Genomic DNA, 22,855 nt, shown 5'->3' with positions numbered 1-22,855 from the left:
TCGGGTCGTCAGGAAGGAAAGGTGCCGGCGCGCGGCAGCAGCGCCGGCACCGTGTAGCCGAGCTGGTCGGACAGGAAGCCCGCGATGGGCAGCAGGGCCTCCAGGTCGAGGCCGGTGGGGTGGCCCATCCGGTCGAGCAGGTAGACGAGGTCCTCGGTGGCGATGTTGCCGGTGGCGGCCGGGGCGAACGGGCAGCCGCCGATGCCGCCGTTCGAGGAGTCCAGCCAGTCGACGCCCCACTCGAGCGCGGTGACGGCGTTGGCGAAGCCGGTGTTGCGGGTGTTGTGGAAGTGCGCGCGCATCAGCGCGTCCGGGGCGACCGCGCGGACGCCGTCGAGCAGCGTGCGGACCTGGGTGGGCACGCCCACCCCGATCGTGTCCGCGATCGCGATCTCCTTCGCGCCGGCCGCGGCGCCCCGGCGGGCGACCTCGACCACCCGGTCCGGGTCCACCTCGCCGTCGAACGGGCAGCCGAACGACGTCGCGATCGTCAATGAGGCGAAGAGGTCGCGTCCGGTGGCCTCGGCCAGCACCTCCTCGGCCACGTCGGTGAGGGCGTCCGTGGTCGAGTTCTGGTTGGCCTTCGCGAACCCGTCCGAGGCGGGCACGACGACGTTGATCTCGTCGACGCCGGCCTGGACCGCGCGGTCGTAGCCGCGGCGGTTGAGCACGAGCCCGATGTAGGACACGCCTTGCGCCCGGTGGAGGCCCTCAATCACCGCCTCGGCGTCGGCCATCGCCGGCACGAGCTTCGGGTGCACGAACGACACGGCCTCGATGCGCCGCGCCCCCGCGGCGGTGGCCCGCTCGATGAGCTCGATCTTCGCGCCCGTCTCCAGCAGCGCCCGTTCGTTCTGCAGCCCGTCGCGCGGGCTGACCTCCACGATCCCGACCACGGTGTCGATCCTGCCCCTCAGCCCCGGACGGCGGCCACCGTCTCGGCGTGATCACGCATCGTCGCCGCGGGGTCCTCGCCGCGCTGACGGCCCATGCCGCAGTACATGGCGACGCCGAAGTCGGCGAGGTGACGCGAGGCCGTCGCGTGCCGGCGTCGCAGGCCGTCGATGCCGTCGAGCGGCAGGACGATGCCCAGGAAGACCCGCGAGTCGGGAGCGTCGAGGTCCGCGAGCGGCGCGAAGAACGCGTCCTCCTCGCTGCGCAGGTAGCGGGGACCCGCGAGGTGGATCCAGTCCACCGGGCGACCGGCGTGGGCGACGGCGTGGTTGGCCATCCGCACGATCAGCCCCATGTCGCGCGCCTCGTACATGGGCCACTCGGGGAAGGTCCCGTAGCAGAGGTGCAGGCCCATGAGGACGTCCTCGGGGACGTGCGGGGCGAGGCGCGACCACGGGCCGGCGAAGCGCTCCCAGGGGTCGCCCTCGGTCCAGTGGATCACCCGCTCGAGATCCTGGGTCTCGTAGGCCAGGTCCCACTGGACCGCGAGGTCCGTCGCCGGCACCACCGTGAGCAGCTCGTCGAGCGACCGCACCCAGAGGTCCTCGAGCGCCGAGCCGACGATCGCCCAGTCACGGGCGTAGTTGTCCTTGAAGGCGCCGGTGAAGACGCTCGAGGGGAAGGGCAGGCCGACCTGGAAGCGCAGGTGGGCGGGGATCACGCCCTCGTCGCGCAGGGCGGTGAAGCGCTCGTACGACGCGAGCGTCTCCGTGATCCGGGGCCACGTGTCGAAGCGCAGCCGCTCGACGCCGTCGGCGACGGTGAGCCGCGCGGTGTCGTACGCGTGCCGCGCGCGTCCGGTGGGCGACGGCGACGGGGCGATCACCCGGATGTCGGGGTGCGGCTCCAGCAGGGTGGTGCGGTCGTAGCCGACCCAGGCGCCCCGGGCACCGGACTCCCCGTCCGGCAGGGCGGCGACGCGGTCGGCGAACAACGCCGCACCGGCCCGGAACCCCTCGTCGGTCGAGTCCACGGGCAGGCTCCCGACGAGGAGCAGGTCGCTGTCCACACGGCGCGTCATGGCCGGTCTCTCCCTCGGTCGCGATCGGCGGATCCGTGCTCGGGCGGGGGTGCGTCGGCGCCCCGGTGCCCGTCGGGCAGCATGGTCCCGCCGTCCCGGGCTGTCATCCCGGCGGCCTGATCACCCGTCACGGGGACGGGTGTTCCGCAGATCGCACCGCGCGTGGTGTGACGCCCCACCGGTCACCCGGAGGTGACCGGGCGGGCAGGAGGACACTGGAGGGATGAGCGCGATCGTGACCACCGCGAGCGGCACGACGCGCGCGACGCCCCGCACCCGGCGCGTGCTGCGCATCGTCACGGGCGTCGTCGTCGCCGCCGTGATCACCACCGGCGTCGTGATCGTGTTCCCGACGGTCAAGGCCGCCGGCACCGCGCTGGTCGGCGCCGACCCGTGGTGGGTGATCGTCGCGATCGCCTGCGAGGCCGGGTCCCTGATCGCGTTCTCGGCACTGCACCACCGTCTGCTCGTGGCCGCCTCGGTCCGCGTGTCGCTCCGCGCGGTCACCCTCGCCACGCTCGCCGCCAACGCCCTGCACCTCACCGTGCCCGGCGGCGCGGCGCTCTCGACGGCCTACACCTACAAGCGCCGCCGCGCCTGGGGCGCCACCGCCCCGGCGACGACCTGGACGATGGTCGCCGGCGGCGTCGCGGCGAGCCTCGCGCTGGCCGCCATCGCGCTGGGCTCGGCCCTGGTCGTCGGCGGGCGCCCCACCTCGCTGCCCTGGCTGATCCTGCAGATCGCGGGCGTCGCGGCCCTCGGGGCGGGCGTCGTGATCGTGGCCCGCCGCCCCGGGCTGCTCGTCACGGGGGGCACGTGGGGGCTGCGCCTGGTCAACCGCGTGCGGTCCCGTCCGCGTGACACCGGGGTCGCCGAGCTCTCCGAGCAGATCGCCGCGCTGCAGCTCATCGAGCTGCGCGGGCGGGGTCGTGCCGTCGTGGGGTCCGCCGCGCTGGCGAACTGGGTGCTCGACATCGGCTGCCTCGCCGCGTGCTGCGCCGCCGTGGGCGCCGAGGGCATGACGCTCGCGCTCGTGCTCGTCGCGTACGCCGCGGCCACGGCCGCCTCCAGCGCGGCGTTCCTGCCCGGCGGCCTCGGCCTGGTCGACGGTGCGCTGCTCGCGGCCCTCGTCGCCGGGGGCGTGCCGTCCCACCCGGCGCTCGCCGCGGTCCTGCTCTACCGCCTCGTCAGCTTCGTCGGCGTCGCCGCCGCGGGCTGGGTCGCGTGGTTCGTCATCCACGCCCGGGAGACGCCGTCGGCGTCCCTCGACGACGAGCTCGACGGTCGCGACGACGAGCGTGAGGGCGACGACCGGGTCGCCGCGGACCGCATCCCGACCGACCGGATCCCCGCCGTCGACCCCGAGACCGGGGGCGCCGTCGACGCCGACGGGACCCGCGACGCGCTCGGACACCGTCGCCGGCTCTGAGTACTCTGCGGGCTCGACGCGCCCGCTGGCCCCGCGAGGCTGCCCGTACACCGGCAACGTCGCCCTCGACGGCCCCGGCAAGCCGCGCGTGCGGTTCTCGCACATCGGTGTCGACGACGCCGACGTGCTGCTCGACGCCGCCCGGCGCTACGACGACAGCGCCGGCTTCCGGGCGCCGGGACGTGCCGGCCGGGGTGGCGGCTCGCCTGACGGCGGTGACGCCGAGGAGGTGAGGCCCCGGGGTGGCTGGAAGTGCTTCGGATTTCGAAGCATCTCGAGCGCCTCCGTGGCCTCGGCTCAGGTCTCCGCCCCCGTCCTCGATCTCCCGCCGACCGGAGGTGAGTAGCGGGGTGGGGAGAACCCGACCCCGGGCCCCCTCGTGGGGTGCACCCACCCGCCCGCGGGGGACAACCCCACCGGAATCGCCCGGGTCGGGGCCGATCACCTGAGTACTCCTCGCTGTGACGGGCAGCGCAGTCGAGTACTCGCGTGCTCATGACCACCGCCGGCGCCCGCCGCACTCTGGTTCCCATCACCGACGAGCACCTCGGTCGGACCCCCGGTCCGTACCCGAGCCGAAGGGAACCGACATGAGTACTCCGATCAACCTCGCTCCGCAGAGCGGCGGTCCGGCGGCACCCCCGGACACCGACGGCGACGGGCGACCCGACACGCCCCCGGGAGACCCGACCGGCGGTGCCGGTCCGGGCACGCCCGGCACGCCCGGCACGCCCGGTACCCCCGGCACGCCCGACCCGACGGGCGGTACCGACCCCGGCCCGGACGACCCGAACGCGCCGGACTCCCCAGACGACTCGACCGACACGGGCCCCGGGGACCCCGAGCACCCGGAGACCCCCGAGACCCCCGAGACCCCCGAGGACCCGAGCTCCGGCTACCAGTGCCCCGCGCACGGCTGGGGCTGCCCCGGGGACTGTGACTACCTCGAGCACTGGCGCCAGTCGCACCAGCTGCCCGACGACTGGACCCCCGACCACTCCGGCTCGGATGACTCCGACGGCTCCGACAGCTCGCAGGACTCCGACAGCTCCGGCTACGAGTGCCCGTCGCACGGCTGGGGCTGCCCCGGGGACTGCGACTACCTCGAGCACTGGCGCCAGTCGCACCAGCTGCCCGACGACTGGTACCCGCGCCACGACTCGGAGAGCTCCGACGACGACTACCGGTGCCCGTCGCACGGCTGGGGCTGCCCCGGCAGCTGTGACTACCTCGAGCACTGGCGCGAGACGCACAACCTGTCCGACGACTGGTATCCCCGTGACCCGTGGGAGTACCACCCCGAGCACAACCCGCACTGCTACCACCCGACGCACAACCCGTGCGGCTACCACCCCGAGCACGAGCCGAACTGCTGGCACCCCGAGTACAACCCGTCCGGCTACCACCCGGAGCACCACCCGCACTGCTACCACCCGGACTACAACCCCTGCGGCTGGCACCCGACCGAGAACCCGCACTGCTACGAGCCGGACGAGAACCCCTGGGGCTTCCACCCGGAGCACAACCCGCACTGCTGGAACCCGGACTACAACCCGTACGGCTACCACCCCGACTACCAGCCGTACTGCTTCCACCCGACCGCACAGCCGTACTGCTGGAACCCCGTGTACCAGCCCTACTGCTGGCACCCCGTGTACTACCCCCACGGCTACAACCCCGAGCACAACCCGAGCGGCTGGCACCCCACCGAGAACACCGGCGGCGACGACTACGACCCGAACGGGCCGTACACCCCGGACGACTCGCAGCCCGAGGTCCCGGAGCCGACCCAGGAGCCGCCCACGGGTGACCACGACGGCCAGCCGCCGGTGGACACCACCACGCCCGAGACGCCGCCGACCGACCCGACGGACCCGACGGGCGGCACCACCGACCCGACGGACCCGACCGGTGGCATGACCGACCCGACGGGCGGTACGACCGACCCGACGGACCCGACCGGTGGGACGACCGACCCCGGCACGCCGGACCCGACGGACCCGACGGGAGGCACGACCGACCCGGGCACGCCGGACCCGACGGACCCGACGGGCGGGACGACCGACCCGGGCACGCCGGACCCGACGGGCGGCACGGACCCGGGCACGCCGGACCCAGGCCCGGACCCGACCGGTGGGACGGACCCCGGGACGCCGGACCCGACCGGTGGCACGGACCCGGGCACGCCGGACCCGACCGGTGGCACGGACCCGGGCACGCCGGACCCGACCGGTGGCACGGACCCGGGGACGCCCGACCCGACGGGCGGCACGGACCCGGGGACGCCCGACCCGACGGGCGGCACGGACCCGACCGGTGGGACCGACCCGACCGGTGGCACCGGCCCGACCGAGCCGACCGACGACGGCACGGACGCCGGCGGCTCGTCGACCGGCCAGCCCGACGGGTCGGACGGCTCGCCCGACGAGGGCGGCGACAGCGGGCCCGTGTTCCACGGCCCCAGCACGACGCCGGACGTGCAGACGGCCGGCACGGGTGCCGACGGCCAGGACGGCTCGGGCGCGGGCAGCCAGGAGCAGCCCGAGGAGGAGCTGTCGGACGACACCCCGCAGCACCAGCCCGAGCCGGAGCCCGAGCCGGTGCACGAGACCGTCGCGGCCGAGCACCACGACTCGGGCTCCTCGAGCCACGACAGCGGCGGCGACAGCGGTGGTGGCCACGAGGACAGCGGCAGCGACTCCTCCGGTGACCACGGCATGGTCGGCATGCACTGATCCGTGACCGCTCGACGGTGGCCCCGGCCGGGATCTCCCCGGCCGGGGCCACCCCGTCTCCTGTCGTGCCCCTTGCGAGGAGGAACCGGTGACCCACGCCGGCACCGAGGGCCGTCCGCTCGGCCCACGCCCGCGGAAGTCGATCTTCCGTGACGACGCCGCCGACTTCGAGCAGCCCGATGCGCTGACCGTCGTCGAGCCCGTCGCGGTCACGGACCCCACGACGGGGCACGACCCGTCCGGCCGCTCGATCTTCCGGCCGGGCCCCGAGAGCCACGACGGAGCGACACCATGAGCACCCAGCCCTGGCCGGCGTCCTCCGGCGAGCCGGCCGAGAGCCCGCCCGAGCGCGCGGCCGCCGCGCCGGCCGCGCCGTCGGACAGGGTCGCCGAGGCCCGCGCCGTCGAGGAGAAGGCCGAGAAGGCGCGCGCCGCGGCGCTGGCACGCGCCGAGGCGGCGAAGAAGGCTCGCGAAGCCGACGCGGCCCGGCGCAAGGCCGCCCAGCAGGCCGCCGAGCAGAAGGCGGCCGAGCTGGAGGCCGCCGAGCAGCAGGCCGTGGAGGCGGCGGCCGCCGCGCGGAAGGCGGCCGAGCAGAAGGCCGCCGAGCAGAAGGCCGCCGAGCAGAAAGCCGCCGAGCAGAAGGCGGCCGAGCAGAAGGCGGCCGAGCAGAAGGCGGCGGAGCAGGCGGCCGCGCGCCAGGCCGCCACTCCGGCGCCCCAGGTGGCCGCGCCACCGAAGGTCGCCGCACCCCCCAAGGCCGCGCCGGCCAGGGCGCCCGCCGCCAAGGCCCCCAGCGCGGCGAGCAAGCACGCCGGCGACACGGTCGACATGACGATCAAGGCGGCGACCGCCTACGAGCGCGAGGACCTCGTGGCGCGGCTCCGTGTCGCCAAGAAGCTGCTCACCGACAACGCGATCCGCATCCCCGTGGTCGGTGAGTTCAAGCAGGGCAAGAGCTCGCTGGTCAACGCCCTCGTCGAGGCCGCGGTCTGCCCGGTCGACGACGACATCGCGACGGCGGTGCCCACGGAGGTGCGGCACGCCGCGTCGCCGACGGCGAGCGCGCACTTCGAGGCGCTGCCCGGGTCGAAGGGCGCCGGCTGGACCGAGACGATCACCCCGGAGGAGGTGCCCTCCTACGCCTCCGAGGCCGGCAACCCCGGCAACGCCCGCCGGCTCGTGTCGGTGTCGGTCGGCATCAACCGTCCGCTGCTCGCCGAGGGCCTGGTGCTCGTCGACACCCCCGGCGTCGGCGGCCTCGGCGGCGTGAACCAGAGCGCCGTCGCGGACCTGCCGCGCTCGCACGCGTGCCTGTTCGTCAGCGACGCCTCGCGCGAGCTGACCGACAACGAGGTCCGCTTCCTGCACGCGGTCGTGGACCTCTGCCCGACCGTCATCATGGTGCTGACCAAGACGGACCTCACCCCGCACTGGCGGCGCATCCTGGAGCGCAACCAGTCGCACCTGCACCACGCGGGCGTCCGGATCGAGACCTATCCGTTCTCCTCGGAGCTGCGCCGGATCGCGACCGAGGCCGGTGACGCCGAGCTCGAGGCGGAGTCCGGCGCGCCCGAGCTCCTGGCCCGGCTGCAGCGCGTGCGCGAGGAGGCGGCGCACATCGCCGGGCGGTCGGTGATGATCCAGGTGACGTCGGCGCTGGCCCAGCTCGAGTCCACGGCGCGGGCGCGTCGCGACGCGCTCGTCGACCCGGCCCGCCACGAGGCGCTGGTCGCCGAGCTCGCCGCGGCCAAGCAGCGCGCGGACGGCCTGCGGGACAAGGGCACGAAGTGGCAGTCGGTGCTGACCGACGGCTTCGCCGACATCTCCGCCGACACCGACTTCGACCTGCGGACCAGGGCCCGGGCGGTGCAGAAGGAGGCCGACGAGGCCATCGAGGCCGGCGACCCGGCGAAGAACTGGGAGGAGTTCACCGACTGGCTGCGTCGGCGGCTCGCGGCCGAGGCGATGGAGAACTACGCGCTGTTCGTCCGGCGGGCCAAGGACGTGGCGATGAACGTCGAGCAGCAGCTCGACATGGCGGAGTCCCGCATCACCGCGCGGAGCGTGGACGCGCCCGCCGACGTCATGGCGCAGATGCGGCTCGACGTCGAGTTCGCGCCGTCCGGGCTGCGGCAGAGCATCAAGCTGCCGATCCTGCAGAAGGTCTTCGGCGGGGTCGTGATGCTGACGATGATCTCCAACATGGCCGGTCTCGGTATCCCGATGGCCGCGGGGCTCGTCCTCGGTGCCGTCCTCGGCGGGTTCGGGATCAAGGAGGAGCGCAAGAAGGCCCTCGAGAAGCGGCGCAACGACGCCAAGTCCGGCGTCCGCAAGTACACCGACGACTTCATCAACCAGGTGGGCAAGGACTCCCGTGACGCGATCCGGCACGTGCAGCGGGAGCTGCGGGCCGCGTGGACGGAGCGGGTGGGCGAGCTGCAGCGCGCCGCGACGGCGGCGATGACCGCGGCGCAGACCGCGGTCCAGGCGGGCAAGACCGACACCGGCGCGCGCGAGCGCATCGAGCAGGACCTGGAGTCGCTCCGGTTGGTCCGGGCCCGCGTCGACGACCTCAGCGAGCACCTGCGTCGCACCGCGCCGGCACCCGCCGGGTCGAGGGCCTCGTGAGCGGCCGCTCGGGCCCGCCCCGTCCGCCCGGCGGGTTCCCGCCGCCGCCCCGGCACCAGCCCCCGCCGCCCGGGCGGCCACCGCAGGGCACGCCCGCGCGCGGCTTCCCGCCGGTCCCCCCGGGACCTCCGGGAGGGCCGCGACCCCACGGTCCGCCGGGGCCGCAGGGGCCGCGGCCGGGCCCGCCGATCCCGCCGCCGGGCGGCGGCCACCCGCGCACCGGACCACCGGGGGCCGCGCCCCGCAACGCCCCGCCGGGGCCCGCCGGCCGGCCGTGGTCGCCGGACGCTCCGCCGCCGGACTCGCCGCTGCTGCACCGCGTCCGCGCGCTCATGGCGAAGGTGGCGCCGCTGTACCGCGGCGCGCCGGCGGCGCCCGTGCTCGAGCGCGCCACCCGGCGCCTCGACGAGCCGCTGCGGGTCGCGATCGCCGGCCGCCTCAAGGCCGGCAAGTCGACGCTGCTCAACGCCCTCGTCGGGCAGGAGCTCGCGGCGACCGACGCGGGGGAGTGCACGCGGATCGTCACCTGGTTCCGCGACGGCCACACCTACCGCGTGCAGGCGCTGCTGCGCGACGGTTCGGCGCGCCAGCTCCCGCCGGGGCCGACCGGCGGGCTGCTCGACATCGACCTCGGCCGGCTGGGGGCCGACGACGTCGACCGCCTGCTCGTGGACTGGCCGTCGCAGGCGCTCCGGTCGATGACCCTCGTCGACACCCCCGGTCTCGACTCGCTGTCGGCCGAGCTCTCCCGGCGCACGGAGGCCGCCCTGGCCCCCGGCGCGGGCGGGATCTCCGAGGCCGACGCCGTCGTCTACCTGATGCGGCACGTGCACGCCTCGGACATGCGGTTCCTCGAGGCGTTCCGTGACGACCCCGGCGAACGCCGCGCGATCAACGCGGTCGGCGTGCTGGCGCGGGCCGACGAGGTGGGCCACGCCCGCCCCGACGCGCTGGAGAGCGCCGCGACGATCGCGGCGCGCTACCGCGAGGACCAGCGCCTGCGCGGCCTGTGCCAGACGGTGATGCCGGTCGCCGGCCTGCTCGCCGCCAGCGCGGCGACGCTGCGCGAGGACGAGTTCCGGGCGCTAGGGCGGCTCGCCACCGCGCCCGAGGCCGACACCGACCGGCTGCTGCTCAGCGCCTCCCGCTTCGCCACCGCCGAGGCGGACGTTGACGTCGACGCCCGCCGCCGCGCGTTCCTGCTCGATCGCTACGGGCTGTTCGGGGTGCGCCGGTCGGTGCGCCTGCTGCGGGAGGGCACGGTGACGACGGCCGGCGAGCTCTCCCGCGAGCTGGTGCGCGAGAGCGGGCTGGGGCCGCTGCGCGAGGTCCTGACCACCCGGTTCGCGGGCCGGGCGGACGTCCTGCGCGCGCAGTCGGCGCTCACCGTGCTCGAGGGCGTGATCAAGCGCTGGCCGGTGTCCACGGCGGCGTCGCTGCGCACCGAGATCGAGCAGATCACCGCCGGCGCGCACGAGTTCGTCGAGGTCCGTCTGCTCGACCGGTTGCACACGGGCGCGATCCCGCTGCCCGACGAGGAGCGGTTCGAGGCCGAGCGGCTGCTCGGCGGCGAGGGGCTCGCGCCGCCGGCGCGGCTCGGCCTGCCCGACGACGCGCGGGGCGAGGAGGTGGCGCGGGCGGCCCAGTCGACGCTGGGCCGCTGGCAGCGCCGCGCCGAGCACCCGGGGTCGCCGCGGGAGGTCCGCGACGCCGCCCGGGCCGTCGTGCGGACCTGTGAAGGCCTGCTCGTCTCGGCTCGGAGGGTCGGCCGACCGGCGGGGTGAGCAACGCCGGAGGGCCCGGCGGCGATGAGGTGAGTACCCGGCTGCTCATGACACCCCCGAACGCGGGGTCGAGAGTGGGCAGTCGGACCGATGCGAGGAGGACCGGTGGCGTACGGGCTGGGTGTCGATCTCGGCACCACGTACACGGCGGCTGCCGTCGTGCGCGAGGGGCACGTCGAGATGGCTCCCCTGGGCGACCGCTCGACCGCGATGCCGTCGGTGATCCTCATGCGCGCCGAGGGCGGGGTGCTCACCGGTGACGCCGCCAACCGCCGCGCGGCCAGCGAGCCCGACCGCGTGGCGCGCGAGGTCAAGCGGCGCCTGGGCGACCCCACGCCGATGCTGCTGGGCGGCACGCCGTTCTCGGCCGGCGACCTGCTGGCCGCCCAGCTGCGCGAGGTCGTCGCCCAGATCTCCGAGCGCGAGGGCGGGCCGCCGTCGGCGGTGCGCCTGACATACCCCGCGAACTGGGGCCCGTACAAGCGGGAGCTGTTCGAGCAGGTGCCGCGCCTGGCCGGCCTGTACGACGTCGCGATGATCACCGAGCCGGAGGCGGCCGCGGCGCACTACGCGACCAACGAGCGCATCGCCGAAGGCAGTACCGTCGCGGTCTACGACCTCGGCGGCGGCACGTTCGACGCGACGATCCTGCGCACCACCGGCGGCGGGTTCGAGATCCTCGGGGAGCCCGAGGGCGTCGAGGGCCTGGGCGGCGTCGACTTCGACGAGGCCGTGTACGCCTACGTCGACCGCACCCTCGACGGCGCGGTCTCGGCGCTGGACCCGTCCGACGCGGCGGCGACCAGCGCGATCGTCCGGCTGCGCCAGGACTGCGTGCTCGCCAAGGAGGCGCTCTCGGCGGACACCGACGCCACCATCCCCGTGTTGCTGCCCTCGCAGCAGACCGAGGTGCGGCTGACCCGCGGCGAGTTCGAGGACATGATCCGGCCCTCGGTGGCCTCCACCATCGCCGCGCTCCGGCGGGCGCTGGTCTCGGCCGACGTCGAGCCCGAGCAGCTCGACAAGGTGCTGCTGGTCGGGGGCTCCTCACGCATCCCGCTGGTGGCCCGGATGGTGTCGGCCGAGATGGGCCGCCCCACGGCCGTCGACGCGCACCCCAAGCACGCGATCGTGCTCGGCGCGGCGATGCTGGTCGAGCCGCCGGCGCGCGCCGCGGGCCCCGGTGCCCCGAGCCCCGCGCACACCTCGGTGTTCCCGAGCTCGGGCGCGCCCTACCGCACGCCGATCCCTCCGGTCAGTCCCCGCACCCCGTCGGGCGGCGTCCGGATCGGCACCGGCGCGGCGACACCGCGCCAGGCATCGGGCCCGAGCTCCGGGATGATCCCGACGGTCGCGTCGACCCGGGGACCGTCGACGGGCGGCACCCCGACGGGCCGGACGTCGACGACCTACACCCCGAAGACGCGCACCGGGGCGGCCGCGTCGTCGGCGTTCTCGCCCTCCGGGCGCGCGCCCGCGTCGACGACGTACACGCCGACGACCCGCACCACCGCGGGCGGCCAGGGTCCGCACACCGGGCAGACCGTGGCCCAGCCCCACGCCGCACCGACCCAGGTCGCCCCGACCCACACCGGCCCGACCCAGGTGGCGCCGACCCACACCGGCCCGACCCAGGTCGCCCCGACCCACGCGGACCCGGCCCGGCAGGCCGGACGGGGACCGACGGGCACCGCGGCGATGTACAGCGGCGCGGCGGCGTCCGCGGCGTCCGCGGCCCACGGGGCGCCCCCGCCGCCGCTGGGCGACGGGGACCGACACGGCACGAACGGCGCCGGGGAGGAGGCCCCGATCGGGCGCCCGCGCCGCCGGATGCCCCTGGTCCTGACGGCGGTCCTGCTGGTCGCGCTGCTCGCCGGCGGCGGGACGTTCGCCTACCGCGCCCTCGCGTCCTCGACCCCGCCCGCGCCGACCCCGACGCCGTCGCAGGTCGTGTCCCCCGAGCCGTTGCCGACGACGACCGCCGCGCCGCCGACCCAGGACAACTCCGGCGGGACCCCGGGCGGGAGCGGACGCACCGCGAACGGCGGCGCGGGGGGTTCCGGGGGCTCGGGCGGTGGCGGCGGCCGGTGGACGACGACCACGACGACGTCCCACCACAGCTCCGGCACCACCGACGGCGGCACCGGCACGAGCACCGGCACCGGCACGACGGGCGGCTGCTGCGAGGCGACGCCCGGTTCGGGCAGCGACGGCGGGGCGGCGACCCCCTGAGCGGCCCCGCCCCGAGCGGTCAGACCGAGCGGAGCCCGAGCGCCTCGGTGAGCTCGCGGCGCCCGGAGACGCCGAGCTTGGCGTAGACCGAGCGGAGCACGTTGTTGACCGTGCGCACGGAGATGACGAGCTGGTCGGCGATCGCGCGGCTGGTCAGACCGCCCGCGGCGAGCGCGGCGATCTCCGCCTCGCGCGGCGTGAGCTCGCCGGTGCGCTCGAGCAGCCCCGCCGCGGGCGTCTCCGCGCCCTCGCACGCCTCGGTGGCGGCGCGGCTGCGGGAGGCGGACCACCCGGCGGCCCCGGTGTGCCCGGCCGCGCGGTGCGCGGCGCAGGCCTGCGCGTAGACCTCGGCGGCGACCAGGACGTGGCCCAGCTCGGCGAACCCGCCCGCCACCGCGTCCAGCGCGGTGCCGTGACCGGCGGCGAGGGCGCGGGCGTGGCCCGCGCAGAGACCGGGGAGGTCGCCGTCGCCGCGGTCGGCGAGGTCGTCGAGCAGGGTGATCACCGCGCGCCCGGCGCCCAGCCGGACCGCGGTGTGGAGCGCCTGGAGGCGGTCGGCGTACGACGCGGCCGGGCGGTCGTCGAGAGCCAGCTCGGTGGCCCGGCTGACCCGGCCGTCGACGCCGGCGAGCCAGACCTGAGCGCCCTGCAGCCATCCCGCCAGCGGGCTGGTGGACGTGCCGTGCACCTCGGCGAGCACGTCCTGGGCCTCGGTGGTGCGCCCGACGCCGGCCAGCGCGACGGCGAGCTCGGCGACCAGCGGGGCCGTGAACGGGAAGCGGCGCGCCGAGACCCCCGAGGCGGCCTCGTGCAGGAGACGCACCGCGGTCTGCAGCCGCCCGCGCCGGCCGGCCACGATGCCGAGCCAGCTCAGGTACAGCGAGATGTGCTCGCCGACCCCGGTCGGGCCGGCCTCGGTGTGCCAGTCGCGCGCGAGCTCCTCGGCCTCGTCGAGGCGGCCCGTCCCGAGGGCGGCGAGCCACCGGGCGATGCGCAGCTCGAGGGTGAGCCAGCCGCGCCCGCCGTCGAAGGGTGCCGCGAGGCCGCGGGTGGCCAGGGCGACGGCGCGCTCGCCCTCGCCGAGCTCGACGTGGGCCAGGGCGGCGACGGCGAGCGCGGCGGTCGTGGCGTGGTCGTCGGTCCCCGGTGACGCGAGGAGGGGCGCCACGGCGGCGAGCGCCTCGGCGGGCCGGTGGCCGATGTAGGCCGTGAAGCCCCGCAGGGCGGCGGCCAGCTCGCCGCCGTCGGTGCCGCGGTCGGCGGCCGCCGCGAGGGCCGCCGTCGCCGCGGCCCGGGCGCCGGGCTCGTCGCGCAGCCCCCAGAAGAGGTTCCGGCAGCGAGCGGTGGCCACGAGCAGCGGATCGGGCGCGGTGGACCGGTCGAGCCCGACCGCGTCGCTGGCCTCGGCGAGCTTGGCGGCGCTCGCGAGGGCGGTCTCGGCGGGGTCGAACATGCCCAGCTCGATGCGCAGCAGGCCCAGCCGCCACAGCACCTCGAACCCGGCGCCGTGGTCGGCCGCGGCGCGCAGGAGGCGCTCGGCCGTTCGGGGCTCGCGACCGCTCACGCTGCTCGCGGCGTCGAGCAGCTCGGTCGGGTCGGTGGCCAGGCCCTCGGCGGCGCGCCACGCCAGCAGGCGGTGCCGGTCGCCGGCGCGGCGCGAGCCCGACGTCTCCATGGCGGCCCGCAGGCGCCGGTAGGCCTCCCGCTCCTGGAGCGGGGTGGCGCGGCTGCGCAGGAGCTCGGTGTAGAGCGGGTGGGCCAGGGAGATCTCGAGGCGCCGGCCGTCCCGGACCGACGTGACGAGCCCCTCGGACTCGAGGCGTTCCAGGGTCACCACCGGGAAGAGGGCGGCGACGACCTCGCTGCCCAACGGCTGCCCGAACGCCAGCGTGCGCATGAGGTCCTGCTCGATCGGGGCGAGCCCGCCGACCCGCGCGGTGAGCAGCTCCATCAGGCGCCGCGGCGGGTGCCGGGGCGGGTCCCACCGCCAGACCGACCCGGCCCGGTGCAGGGCGCCGTCGTCGCGCGCACCGTCCATGAGCTCGCAGAGGAAGCGCGGGTTGCCCAGCGACAGCTCCCAGAGCCGGTCGAGCGTCACGCCGTCGACGTGCCCCTCGAGGGCCGTCTCGACGAGGTGGTCGGACTGCGCCCGGTCGAGCTCGGCGAGCTCCAGGCGGGTGGCGTACCCGTCCCGGTAGAGGGTGTGCAGCGGCTCGGGGGAGACGGCGCCGGTCGGCGCGGTGAGCAGGAGGAACGCGTGCCCGGTGCGGGCCAGCTGGGCGAGCACCACCGCCGAGGTGGGGTCGAGCAGGTGCGCGTCGTCGATGAGCAGCAGGCGGCGCGGGGATCCGCCGGCCAGATGCCGTCGCGCCTCGCGGAGCAGCCCCGCGGTGTCGGTGAGCCCGGGGTCGAGGTCGCCGACGAGGTGCCCGAGCGCCCCGAGCGGGATGTCGGCGGTCACCGAGCTGGTCATGATCGTGTCGGCGCGCCACTCGCCGGCGGCGCCCAGGGCGGCGAACGCGGTGCGGGCGAAGCGGGTGCGTCCCACTCCGGACGGCCCGCCCACGACGACGGCGGCGACGCGCTCGTCCCCGCCCGCGGCCACGGCGGCGGCGAGCGCCTCCGATCGCCCGACCAGCGGTCGGCTCTCGGCCATGCGTCGCCTCCTTCCCGCCCCGACCCCTCCTTGATCGCGTGCGCGAGCAGTGTCGTCACCCGGACGGTCCCGGTGGAAGCATCCCGCACCGCATTGCGTAGAAGTGCGTAGGCATTCAGGTAACCAGGGGTCACAGATACTTCGGCCCGGAGCGCGACGGCATGATGGCGGGGTGGGCGGATCGAGCGGACCGGGGATGAAGGACGTCGCGGCGCGCGCCGGCGTCTCGCTCGGCACCGTGTCCAACGTCCTCAACCGCCCGGAGCGGGTCAGCCCCGCCACGCGCGAGCGGGTCGAGTCGGCGATCGCCGAGCTGGGCTTCGTCCGTAACGAGTCCGCCCGCCACCTGCGGTCGGGACGCAGCCGCAGCCTCGCGTACGTCGTGCTCGACGCCGCCAACCCGTTCTTCACCGACGTGGCGGCCGGCGTCCAGCACGGGGCGGACGCCGCCGGGCTCGCGACCTACCTCTGCGACTGCGGCGGCGACGCCGGGCGCCAGGCGCGCTACCTCGACCTGCTCGCCGAGCAGCGGGTGCAGGGCGTCCTGGTGACCCCGGTCGACGACGCCGACGCGCGGCTGCAGTCCCTGCCCCGGCGCGGCACGCCGGTGGTCGTGGTCGACCGCCGGGCGGGCCCGACGCACTGCTCGGTGACCGTCGACGACGTCACCGGGGGCGCCCTCGCGGTGGGCCACCTCGTCGAGCTCGGGCACGAGCGCATCGCGGTGGTCGGCGGTCCGGCGACGCTCGGGCAGGTCGCCGACCGCGTCACCGGCGCCCGCGCCGCGCTCGAGCACGCCGGGCGGGACCCCGAGGATCTCGTCGTCCTCGAGACCGCCGGCCTCACGGTCGCCGAGGGGCGTCGCGCGGGGGAGCGGCTGGCGGGCCTGCCGGCCCGGCGCCGCCCGACCGGTGTCTTCTGCGCCAACGACCTGCTCGCCCTCGGCCTGCTGCAGCGCAGCGTGCACTGGGGGCTGCGCGTCCCCGACGACCTCGCGATCGTGGGCTACGACGACATCGAGTTCGCCGAGGCCGCGGCCGTCCCGCTGACCTCGGTGGCGCAGCCCCGGGACCTCCTCGGGCGCACCGCGGTCGACCTCCTGCTCGCGGAGGTCGCCGCGGGGGACGGGCACGAGCACCGCCAGGTGGTGTTCGACCCGGAGCTCGTCGTGCGCGCCTCGACGATCGTCCCGGGCCGCTCGGTCTCAGCCTGAGCCGACCGTCGTCGGCGCGGGATCGGCGCGCTCCGCCTCGATCCGCTCCAGCGACTTGCCCGTGGTGTCGGGCATCGCGAGGTAGCCGACGACGCCGCTGACCAGGAGGAAGAACGTGAGCAGCAGCGCCACCGGCACGATGCCGATCGCCGAGAGCAGCGGGACGACGAGGCTGAAGACGCCGAGGACGACGCGGGCGACGCCGAACGTGAGGCCCTGCGCCGTGCCGCGCAGCATCGTCGGGAACAGCTCCTGGCTGGTGACCTTGTACGTCGCCTCGCCGGCCACGGCACTGCCGACGTAGAAGAGCAGGACGCTCGCGATCACGCTCAGCACGGTGAAGTCGACGACGAGGTACAGCCCGTAGGCGCCGATCTGCATGACCGCACCCAGGGCGAAGAGGCCCTTCCGGACGCCGTGCGACCGGTCGTAGAACGGCATGAACAGCGCGAGGGTGCCGACGATGCCGGCGGCGAACCCGAGGCACGACAGCGCGACGCCCGCGGCGTTCGAGCCGGCGCCGATGGTCGTGACCATGTACGGCGTGAAGATGCCGGCGGTGCCGGCCGCCAGGTTCCAGAACATGTAGAAGGTGCCGGTGTAGAGCAGCGCCTTGAGGTGGTTGCCGCGCAGGAGGGTGCGCACGCGCTGGGCGGCGTTGCCCGGCAGCTCGCTCGCCGAGCGCCACCGGGCGGACTCGGCGATCCCGCGTCGCAGTGCCCAGGTCACGAGTGCCACGACGAACAGGCTCGCGAACACCAGGCGCGTGCCCAGGACGCCGAGCGGGTCGAGCACGAGCGCCAGCAGCAGCACGACGACCGGGCCCACGTACCAGGCGACCTGGGTCAGGCCCAGCAGGCGGCCGCGGGCGCGGTCCGGCGCGAACTCGCCGACCAGCGCCAGCGAGGTCGGGACGTCGGCGCCCACCGCCACACCGACGATCACGGTGCCGACGAAGAGCATCGCCGGGTGCACCGCGAGGGCGATCAGCGCGATGCCGAAGGCGTAGACCAGGAGATCCCACTGGTAGATGCGCTTGCGGCCGAGCCTGTCGCCCAGCCGCCCGCCGACGAAGGCGCCGACCGCGCACCCGATCGCGTTCGGGCCGATGGCGGCGAGGACGCCCACGCCGGTGTCCGAGAGCCCGAACTCATCCTGGAACACGGTCAGGCCGGAGGCGAGGGCGACGATGGAGCCGGCGTCCAGGTAGGACGCCATGCCGGCCAGGCCCGTCCACTTCCACTGCTGCCTGCTGATGGTGTCGTCGTCCCGCGGGGGACCGGCCGCTGCGTCCGGTGTCGTGGACATCCGGGCTCCTCGTCGTCGTTGAAACGTATTAGCAAGGCAACGTAAGAACGCGTCGTACGGGTCACAAGGGCATCACGAGGTGTCGATGTTGCTGAACCGCTCCAGCGTTGCGACGTGCCGCGCCGTCGTTGACCGGGCCCTCACGGCCTCTCTAGCCTGCGAATTGAAACGATCGAAGAAGGAGGGTCGACCATGACCGACCCGGTCGCCGTGCGGCGCGACCTCGCGGCGCAGAGCATCGACACCCCGTCGTGGGCGTACGGGAACTCGGGCACCCGGTTCAAGGTCTTCGCGCAGGCCGGCGTGCCGCGCGACCCGTGGGAGAAGATCGACGACGCCGCCGTCGTCCACCGGCTCACCGGCGCCGCACCGACGGTGTCCCTGCACATCCCCTGGGACCGCGTCGACGACTACGGCGAGCTCGCCAAGCACGCCGCCGAGCAGGGCGTCGGGATCGGCGCGATCAACGCCAACGTCTTCCAGGACGACGACTACAAGCTCGGCTCGGTGACGCACCCCGACCCGCGGGTGCGCCGCAAGGCCGTCGATGCGCTCCTGCAATGTGTCGACGTCATGGACGCCACCGGCAGCCGCGACCTCAAGCTGTGGTTCGCCGACGGCACGAACTACCCCGGCCAGGACTCGATGCGCGCCCGGCAGGACCGTCTCGCCGAGGCCCTCACGGAGGTCTACGGCCGCCTGGGCGACGACCAGCGGATCCTGCTCGAGTACAAGCTCTTCGAGCCGGCCTTCTACCACTCCGACGTGCCGGACTGGGGGACGTCGTACGCGCACTGCCTCGAGCTCGGACCGCGCGCGACGGTCTGCATCGACACCGGCCACCACGCCCCCGGCACGAACATCGAGTTCATCGTCGCGTTCCTGGTCCGGGCCGGGCGGCTCGGCGCGTTCGACTTCAACTCGCGCTTCTACGCCGACGACGACCTCATGGTCGGCGCCGCCGACCCGTTCCAGCTCTTCCGGATCATGAACGAGATCGTCGAGGCCGGCGTCCACACCCCGGCCTCGGGCATCGCGTTCATGCTCGACCAGTGCCACAACATCGAGGCGAAGATCCCCGCGATCATCCGCTCGGTGATGAACGTGCAGGAGGCCACGGCCAAGGCGCTGGTGCTCGACCGGGACGCGCTCGCCGCGGCCCGCGACGGCGGCGACGTCCTCGGCGCGCACGAGGTCCTCATGGACGCCTACGCCACCGACGTCCGCCCGCTGCTGCGCGAGGTCCGCGAGGAGCAGGGCCTCGACCCCGATCCCCTGGGCGCCTACCGCCGCTCGGGCCACCAGGAACGCCTCGAGACCGAGCGCGTCGGCGGCACGCAGGCGGGGTGGGGCGCGTGAGCGACACCGTGCACGACCTGCTCGCCCGCAGCCACCGGCTGGGCGCCGACCCGACGACGACGAACTACGCCGGCGGCAACACCTCGGCGACGGGCACCGCCACCGACCCGGCGACGGGCCGCGAGGTCGAGCTGCTGTGGGTCAAGGGCTCGGGCGGCGACCTCGGGACCCTCACCGAGGCCGGGCTGGCCGTGCTGCGCCTCGACCGCCTGCGCGGCCTCGTCGACGTCTACCCCGGCGTCGAGCGCGAGGACGAGATGGTCGCCGCGTTCGACTACTGCCGGCACGGTCCCGGCGGTGCCGCGCCGTCGATCGACACCGCGATGCACGGCCTCGTCGACGCCGCGCACGTCGACCACCTGCACCCCGACGCGGGGATCGCGATCGCCACGGCCGCCGACGGGGAGGCGCTGACCAAGGAGATCTTCGGCGACCGCGTGGTCTGGATCCCGTGGCGGCGCCCGGGCTTCCAGCTCGGCCTCGACATCGCCGCCGTCGCCCGCGAGAACCCGCAGGCGATCGGCGTCGTCCTCGGCGGACACGGCATCACCGCGTGGGGGGCGACGTCCGAGGAGTGCGAGCGGCGGTCGCTCGAGATGATCCGCCTGGCCCGGGACGCGATCGACGCCCGCGGCGGCACCGACCCGTCGGTGGCGTTCGGGGCGGTCCGCCCGGGCTTCGCGGCCCTGCCGGAGGCCGAGCGCCACGCCCGGGCGGCCGCGCTCGCCCCGGTGCTGCGCGGGCTCGCGTCCACCGACCGGCGCGTGGTCGGCCACTACACCGACACCGACGCGGTGCTGGAGTTCCTGGCGCGCTCCGAGCTCGACCGGCTGGCCGCCCTCGGGACCTCGTGCCCCGACCACTTCCTGCGCACCAAGGTCCGGCCGATGGTCCTCGACCTGCCCGCGACCGCTCCGCTGGACGACGTCCTCGCGCGGCTGCGCGAGCGGCACGCGGCCTACCGCGAGGACTACCGGGCCTACTACGAGCGCCACGCCGACGCCGGGTCGCCGCCGATGCGCGGCGCGGACCCGGCGATCGTGCTCGTCCCCGGTGTCGGGATGTTCTCCTTCGGAGCCGACGCCGCGACCGCCCGGGTCGCCGGCGAGTTCTACGTCAACGCGATCAACGTCATGCGCGGTGCCGAGACCCTGTCCACCTACGCGCCGATCGACGAGCGGGAGAAGTTCCGCATCGAGTACTGGGCCCTCGAGGAGGCCAAGCTCGCGCGGCGGGCGGCGCCGGAACCCCTGGCGGGGCGCATCGCGCTCGTCACCGGCGGCGGCTCCGGGATCGGCCGCGCCGTCGCGCACCGGCTCGCCGACGCGGGCGCGTGCGTCGTCGTGGCCGACCGGGACGCGGACGCGGCCACGACCGTGGCGGGGGAGATCGGGAGCGCCGACGTCGCCGTCCCGGTCGCCGCCGACGTCACGTCGGCCGAGGCGGTCGAGGCCGCCCTCGACGCGGCCGCCCTGGCCTTCGGCGGCGTCGACCTCGTCGTCAACAACGCCGGGCTGTCGATCTCCAAGCCGCTGCTCGAGACCACCGACGCCGACTGGGACCTCCAGCACGACGTCATGGCCCGGGGCTCGTTCGTCGTCTCGCGCGCCGCGGCGCGGCGCATGGTCGACCAGGGCCTCGGCGGCGACATCGTCTACGTCGCGTCGAAGAACGGGGTCGTCGCCGGGCCGAACAACGTGGCCTACGGCGCCGCGAAGGCCGACCAGGCCCACCAGGTGCGGCTGCTCGCCGCCGAGCTGGGGGAGCACGGCATCCGCGTCAACGGCGTGAACCCCGACGGGGTGGTCCGCGGGTCGGGGATCTTCGCCGGCGGCTGGGGCGCGCAGCGGGCCGCGGTCTACGGCGTCGAGGAGTCCGAGCTGGGCGCGTTCTACGCGCAGCGGACGCTGCTGAAGCGCGAGGTGCTGCCCGAGCACGTGGCGAACGCGGTCTTCGCACTGTGCTCGGCGGACCTGTCGCACACCACCGGCCTCCACGTCCCCGTCGACGCCGGCGTCGCGGCGGCCTTCCTGCGATGACCTCCGGGGTCACGGTCGCCGCCGTCGACCTGGGCGCCTCGTCCGGGCGGGTCGTGCGGGCCCGCGTCGGGGGCGCGGCGGGGCTGGAGCTCACCGAGGTCCACCGCTTCGCCAACGGCCCGGTCCGCGTGCGCGACACGCTGCACTGGGACGTCGTCGGCCTGCACCGGGAGATCCTCGCCGGGCTGGGCGCGGTCGGACCGGTCGACGGGATCGGCATCGACACCTGGGGCGTCGACTACGGCCTGCTCGACGCCGACGGCGCGCTGCTCGGCACGCCGGTGCACCACCGCGACGAGCGCACCGCGGGCGTGGCCGCGCGGGTGCACGAGGTCGTGCCCGCGGCCGAGCTCTACGCCCGCACCGGGCTGCAGGAGCTGCCGTTCACCACGATCTACCAGCTCGTCGCGGCGGCCGGGTCGGCGCAGCTCGGGGCGGCGCGGAGCCTGCTGCTCGTCCCCGACCTGCTGACCTGGTGGCTCACCGGCACGCGCGGCGCGGAGCGGACCAACGCCTCGACCACCGGCCTGCTCGCCGCGGACGGTTCCGGCTGGGACACCGACCTGGCCCGCCGGGTCGGGATCGACCCCGGGCTGCTGGCGCCGCTGCGGGACCCGGGCTCCGTCGTGGGGCCGGTGACCCCGTCGGTCGCCCTCGAGACCGGGCTCGACCCGGCGACGCCGGTGCTGGCGGTCGGGTCGCACGACACGGCCTCGGCCGTCGCCGGCGTGCCCGCCACGACCGACCGCTTCGCCTACGTCTCGTGCGGGACCTGGTCCCTGGTCGGCGTCGAGCTCGAGGCCCCGGTGCTCTCTGAGGCCTCCCGCGCGGCGAACTTCTCCAACGAGCGCGGAGTCGACGGCACGGTCCGCTACCTGCGCAACGTCACGGGGCTCTGGCTGCTGCAGGAGTGCCTGCGGGCGTGGGGCTCTCCGGAGCTCGACCCGCTGCTCGCCGGCGCCGCGACCCACGACGGGCCGCCGGCGGTCGTGGACGCCGCCGACGAGGTGTTCCTGGCCCCCGGCGACATGCCCGCGCGGATCGTCGGGGCGGTGCGCGCGCTCGGCCAGCCGGCGCCCGAGACACGCGAGGGGATCGTGCGCTGCGTGCTGGACAGCCTGGCGCTGGCCCACCGGCGCGCGGTCCGCGAGGCCGCGGCGCTCTCCGGGCGGTCCGTCGACGTCGTCCACGTCGTGGGCGGCGGGGCCCGCAACCTCCTGCTCTGCCGGCTGACCGCCGACGCCTGCGACCTCCCGGTCGTCGCGGGGCCGGTCGAGGCCACCGCCACCGGCAACGCGCTGGTCGCGGCGCGGGCGCTCGGCGCGGTCCCGGGCGGTCTGCGCGACCTGCGGTCGTTCCTCGTGCGGCACGTCGCCACCGAGACGTTCGCGCCCGGCGGCGACCCGGGCCGATGGGACGATCTCGAGGCCCGCCTCGGTCGCTGACCGCCCCCTGCCGGGGGACACTGCTCCGACCACCACCACGACCGCGAGGAGT

Annotated in this window: 15 protein-coding genes; 11 read left to right on the top strand and 4 right to left on the bottom strand. The window is 75.6% G+C overall.

Annotation, left to right across the window (positions count from 1 at the left end; translation table 11 throughout):
• Positions 1 to 8: 8 nt before the first annotated feature.
• Together QSK03_RS12405 and QSK03_RS12400 are read right to left on the bottom strand one after the other, a co-directional pair.
• A complete protein-coding gene (locus QSK03_RS12405; RefSeq protein WP_285652222.1) occupies positions 9 to 896 on the bottom strand; it encodes a hydroxymethylglutaryl-CoA lyase in 888 nt (295 codons plus the stop codon).
• Positions 897 to 913: 17 nt separating this feature from the next.
• Positions 914 to 1,975 carry a hypothetical protein gene (locus QSK03_RS12400; protein ID WP_285652220.1) on the bottom strand — a complete coding sequence of 354 codons (1,062 nt, stop codon included), beginning with the start codon at positions 1,973 to 1,975 and terminating at the stop codon, positions 914 to 916.
• A gap of 223 nt (positions 1,976 to 2,198) precedes the next feature.
• Here QSK03_RS12400 and QSK03_RS12395 point away from each other — a divergent pair, with 223 nt between their 5' ends.
• From QSK03_RS12395 to QSK03_RS12365, 7 genes are all read left to right on the top strand, one after another.
• Positions 2,199 to 3,404: a lysylphosphatidylglycerol synthase transmembrane domain-containing protein gene (locus QSK03_RS12395; protein ID WP_285652218.1), complete on the top strand. Its 1,206-nt coding sequence runs from the start codon at positions 2,199 to 2,201 to the stop codon at positions 3,402 to 3,404.
• Positions 3,405 to 3,492: 88 nt separating this feature from the next.
• Entirely contained in the window at positions 3,493 to 3,750 is a 258-nt protein-coding gene (locus QSK03_RS12390) for a hypothetical protein (protein ID WP_285652215.1), read from the top strand.
• A 244-nt stretch (positions 3,751 to 3,994) separates the two neighbouring features.
• Complete coding sequence (locus QSK03_RS12385) at positions 3,995 to 6,139, top strand: hypothetical protein (RefSeq protein ID WP_285652212.1); 2,145 nt, start codon at positions 3,995 to 3,997, stop codon at positions 6,137 to 6,139.
• 88 nt (positions 6,140 to 6,227) lie between these two features.
• Positions 6,228 to 6,434 carry a hypothetical protein gene (locus QSK03_RS12380; RefSeq protein ID WP_285652210.1) on the top strand — a complete coding sequence of 69 codons (207 nt, stop codon included), beginning with the start codon at positions 6,228 to 6,230 and terminating at the stop codon, positions 6,432 to 6,434.
• Complete coding sequence (locus QSK03_RS12375) at positions 6,431 to 8,767, top strand: dynamin family protein (RefSeq protein WP_285652208.1); 2,337 nt, start codon at positions 6,431 to 6,433, stop codon at positions 8,765 to 8,767. The genes QSK03_RS12380 and QSK03_RS12375 overlap by 4 nt, the downstream gene beginning before the upstream one ends.
• A complete protein-coding gene (locus QSK03_RS12370; protein ID WP_285652205.1) occupies positions 8,764 to 10,551 on the top strand; it encodes a dynamin family protein in 1,788 nt (595 codons plus the stop codon). The genes QSK03_RS12375 and QSK03_RS12370 overlap by 4 nt, the downstream gene beginning before the upstream one ends.
• Before the next feature lie 105 nt (positions 10,552 to 10,656).
• Entirely contained in the window at positions 10,657 to 12,783 is a 2,127-nt protein-coding gene (locus tag QSK03_RS12365) for an Hsp70 family protein (RefSeq protein ID WP_285652202.1), read from the top strand.
• Between the two features lie 19 nt (positions 12,784 to 12,802).
• On the opposite strand, the gene QSK03_RS12360 is transcribed toward QSK03_RS12365, so the two are convergent.
• Positions 12,803 to 15,439, bottom strand: a complete 2,637-nt coding sequence (locus QSK03_RS12360; RefSeq protein ID WP_285652200.1) for a helix-turn-helix transcriptional regulator — start codon at positions 15,437 to 15,439, stop codon at positions 12,803 to 12,805.
• A gap of 196 nt (positions 15,440 to 15,635) precedes the next feature.
• On the opposite strand from QSK03_RS12360, the gene QSK03_RS12355 reads away from it, so the two are divergent.
• Positions 15,636 to 16,652, top strand: a complete 1,017-nt coding sequence (locus QSK03_RS12355; RefSeq protein ID WP_285652443.1) for a LacI family DNA-binding transcriptional regulator — start codon at positions 15,636 to 15,638, stop codon at positions 16,650 to 16,652.
• On the opposite strand, the gene QSK03_RS12350 is transcribed toward QSK03_RS12355, so the two are convergent.
• On the bottom strand, positions 16,644 to 17,960 hold the full coding sequence (locus QSK03_RS12350; RefSeq protein WP_285652198.1) for an MFS transporter: 1,317 nt from the start codon (positions 17,958 to 17,960) through the stop codon (positions 16,644 to 16,646). The genes QSK03_RS12355 and QSK03_RS12350 overlap by 9 nt on opposite strands.
• Before the next feature lie 192 nt (positions 17,961 to 18,152).
• Here QSK03_RS12350 and rhaI point away from each other — a divergent pair, with 192 nt between their 5' ends.
• The 3 genes from rhaI to QSK03_RS12335 are packed head-to-tail and all read left to right on the top strand — an operon-like array spanning position 18,153 to position 22,803.
• Positions 18,153 to 19,319 (top strand): L-rhamnose isomerase, encoded by a 1,167-nt coding sequence (gene rhaI, locus QSK03_RS12345; RefSeq protein WP_285652195.1) that lies wholly within the window; start codon positions 18,153 to 18,155, stop codon positions 19,317 to 19,319.
• Positions 19,307 to 21,358, top strand: coding sequence for a bifunctional aldolase/short-chain dehydrogenase (locus QSK03_RS12340; protein WP_285652192.1), 2,052 nt, complete (start codon positions 19,307 to 19,309; stop codon positions 21,356 to 21,358). Before rhaI ends, QSK03_RS12340 begins: the two co-directional genes overlap by 13 nt.
• Positions 21,355 to 22,803, top strand: coding sequence for a rhamnulokinase (locus QSK03_RS12335; protein WP_285652190.1), 1,449 nt, complete (start codon positions 21,355 to 21,357; stop codon positions 22,801 to 22,803). The genes QSK03_RS12340 and QSK03_RS12335 overlap by 4 nt, the downstream gene beginning before the upstream one ends.
• Positions 22,804 to 22,855: the final 52 nt, after the last annotated feature.

This window comes from Actinomycetospora sp. NBRC 106375 (assembly GCF_030269665.1).
GTDB lineage: Bacteria > Actinomycetota > Actinomycetes > Mycobacteriales > Pseudonocardiaceae > Actinomycetospora.
This window is presented reverse-complemented; position numbering and strand designations above follow the sequence as displayed.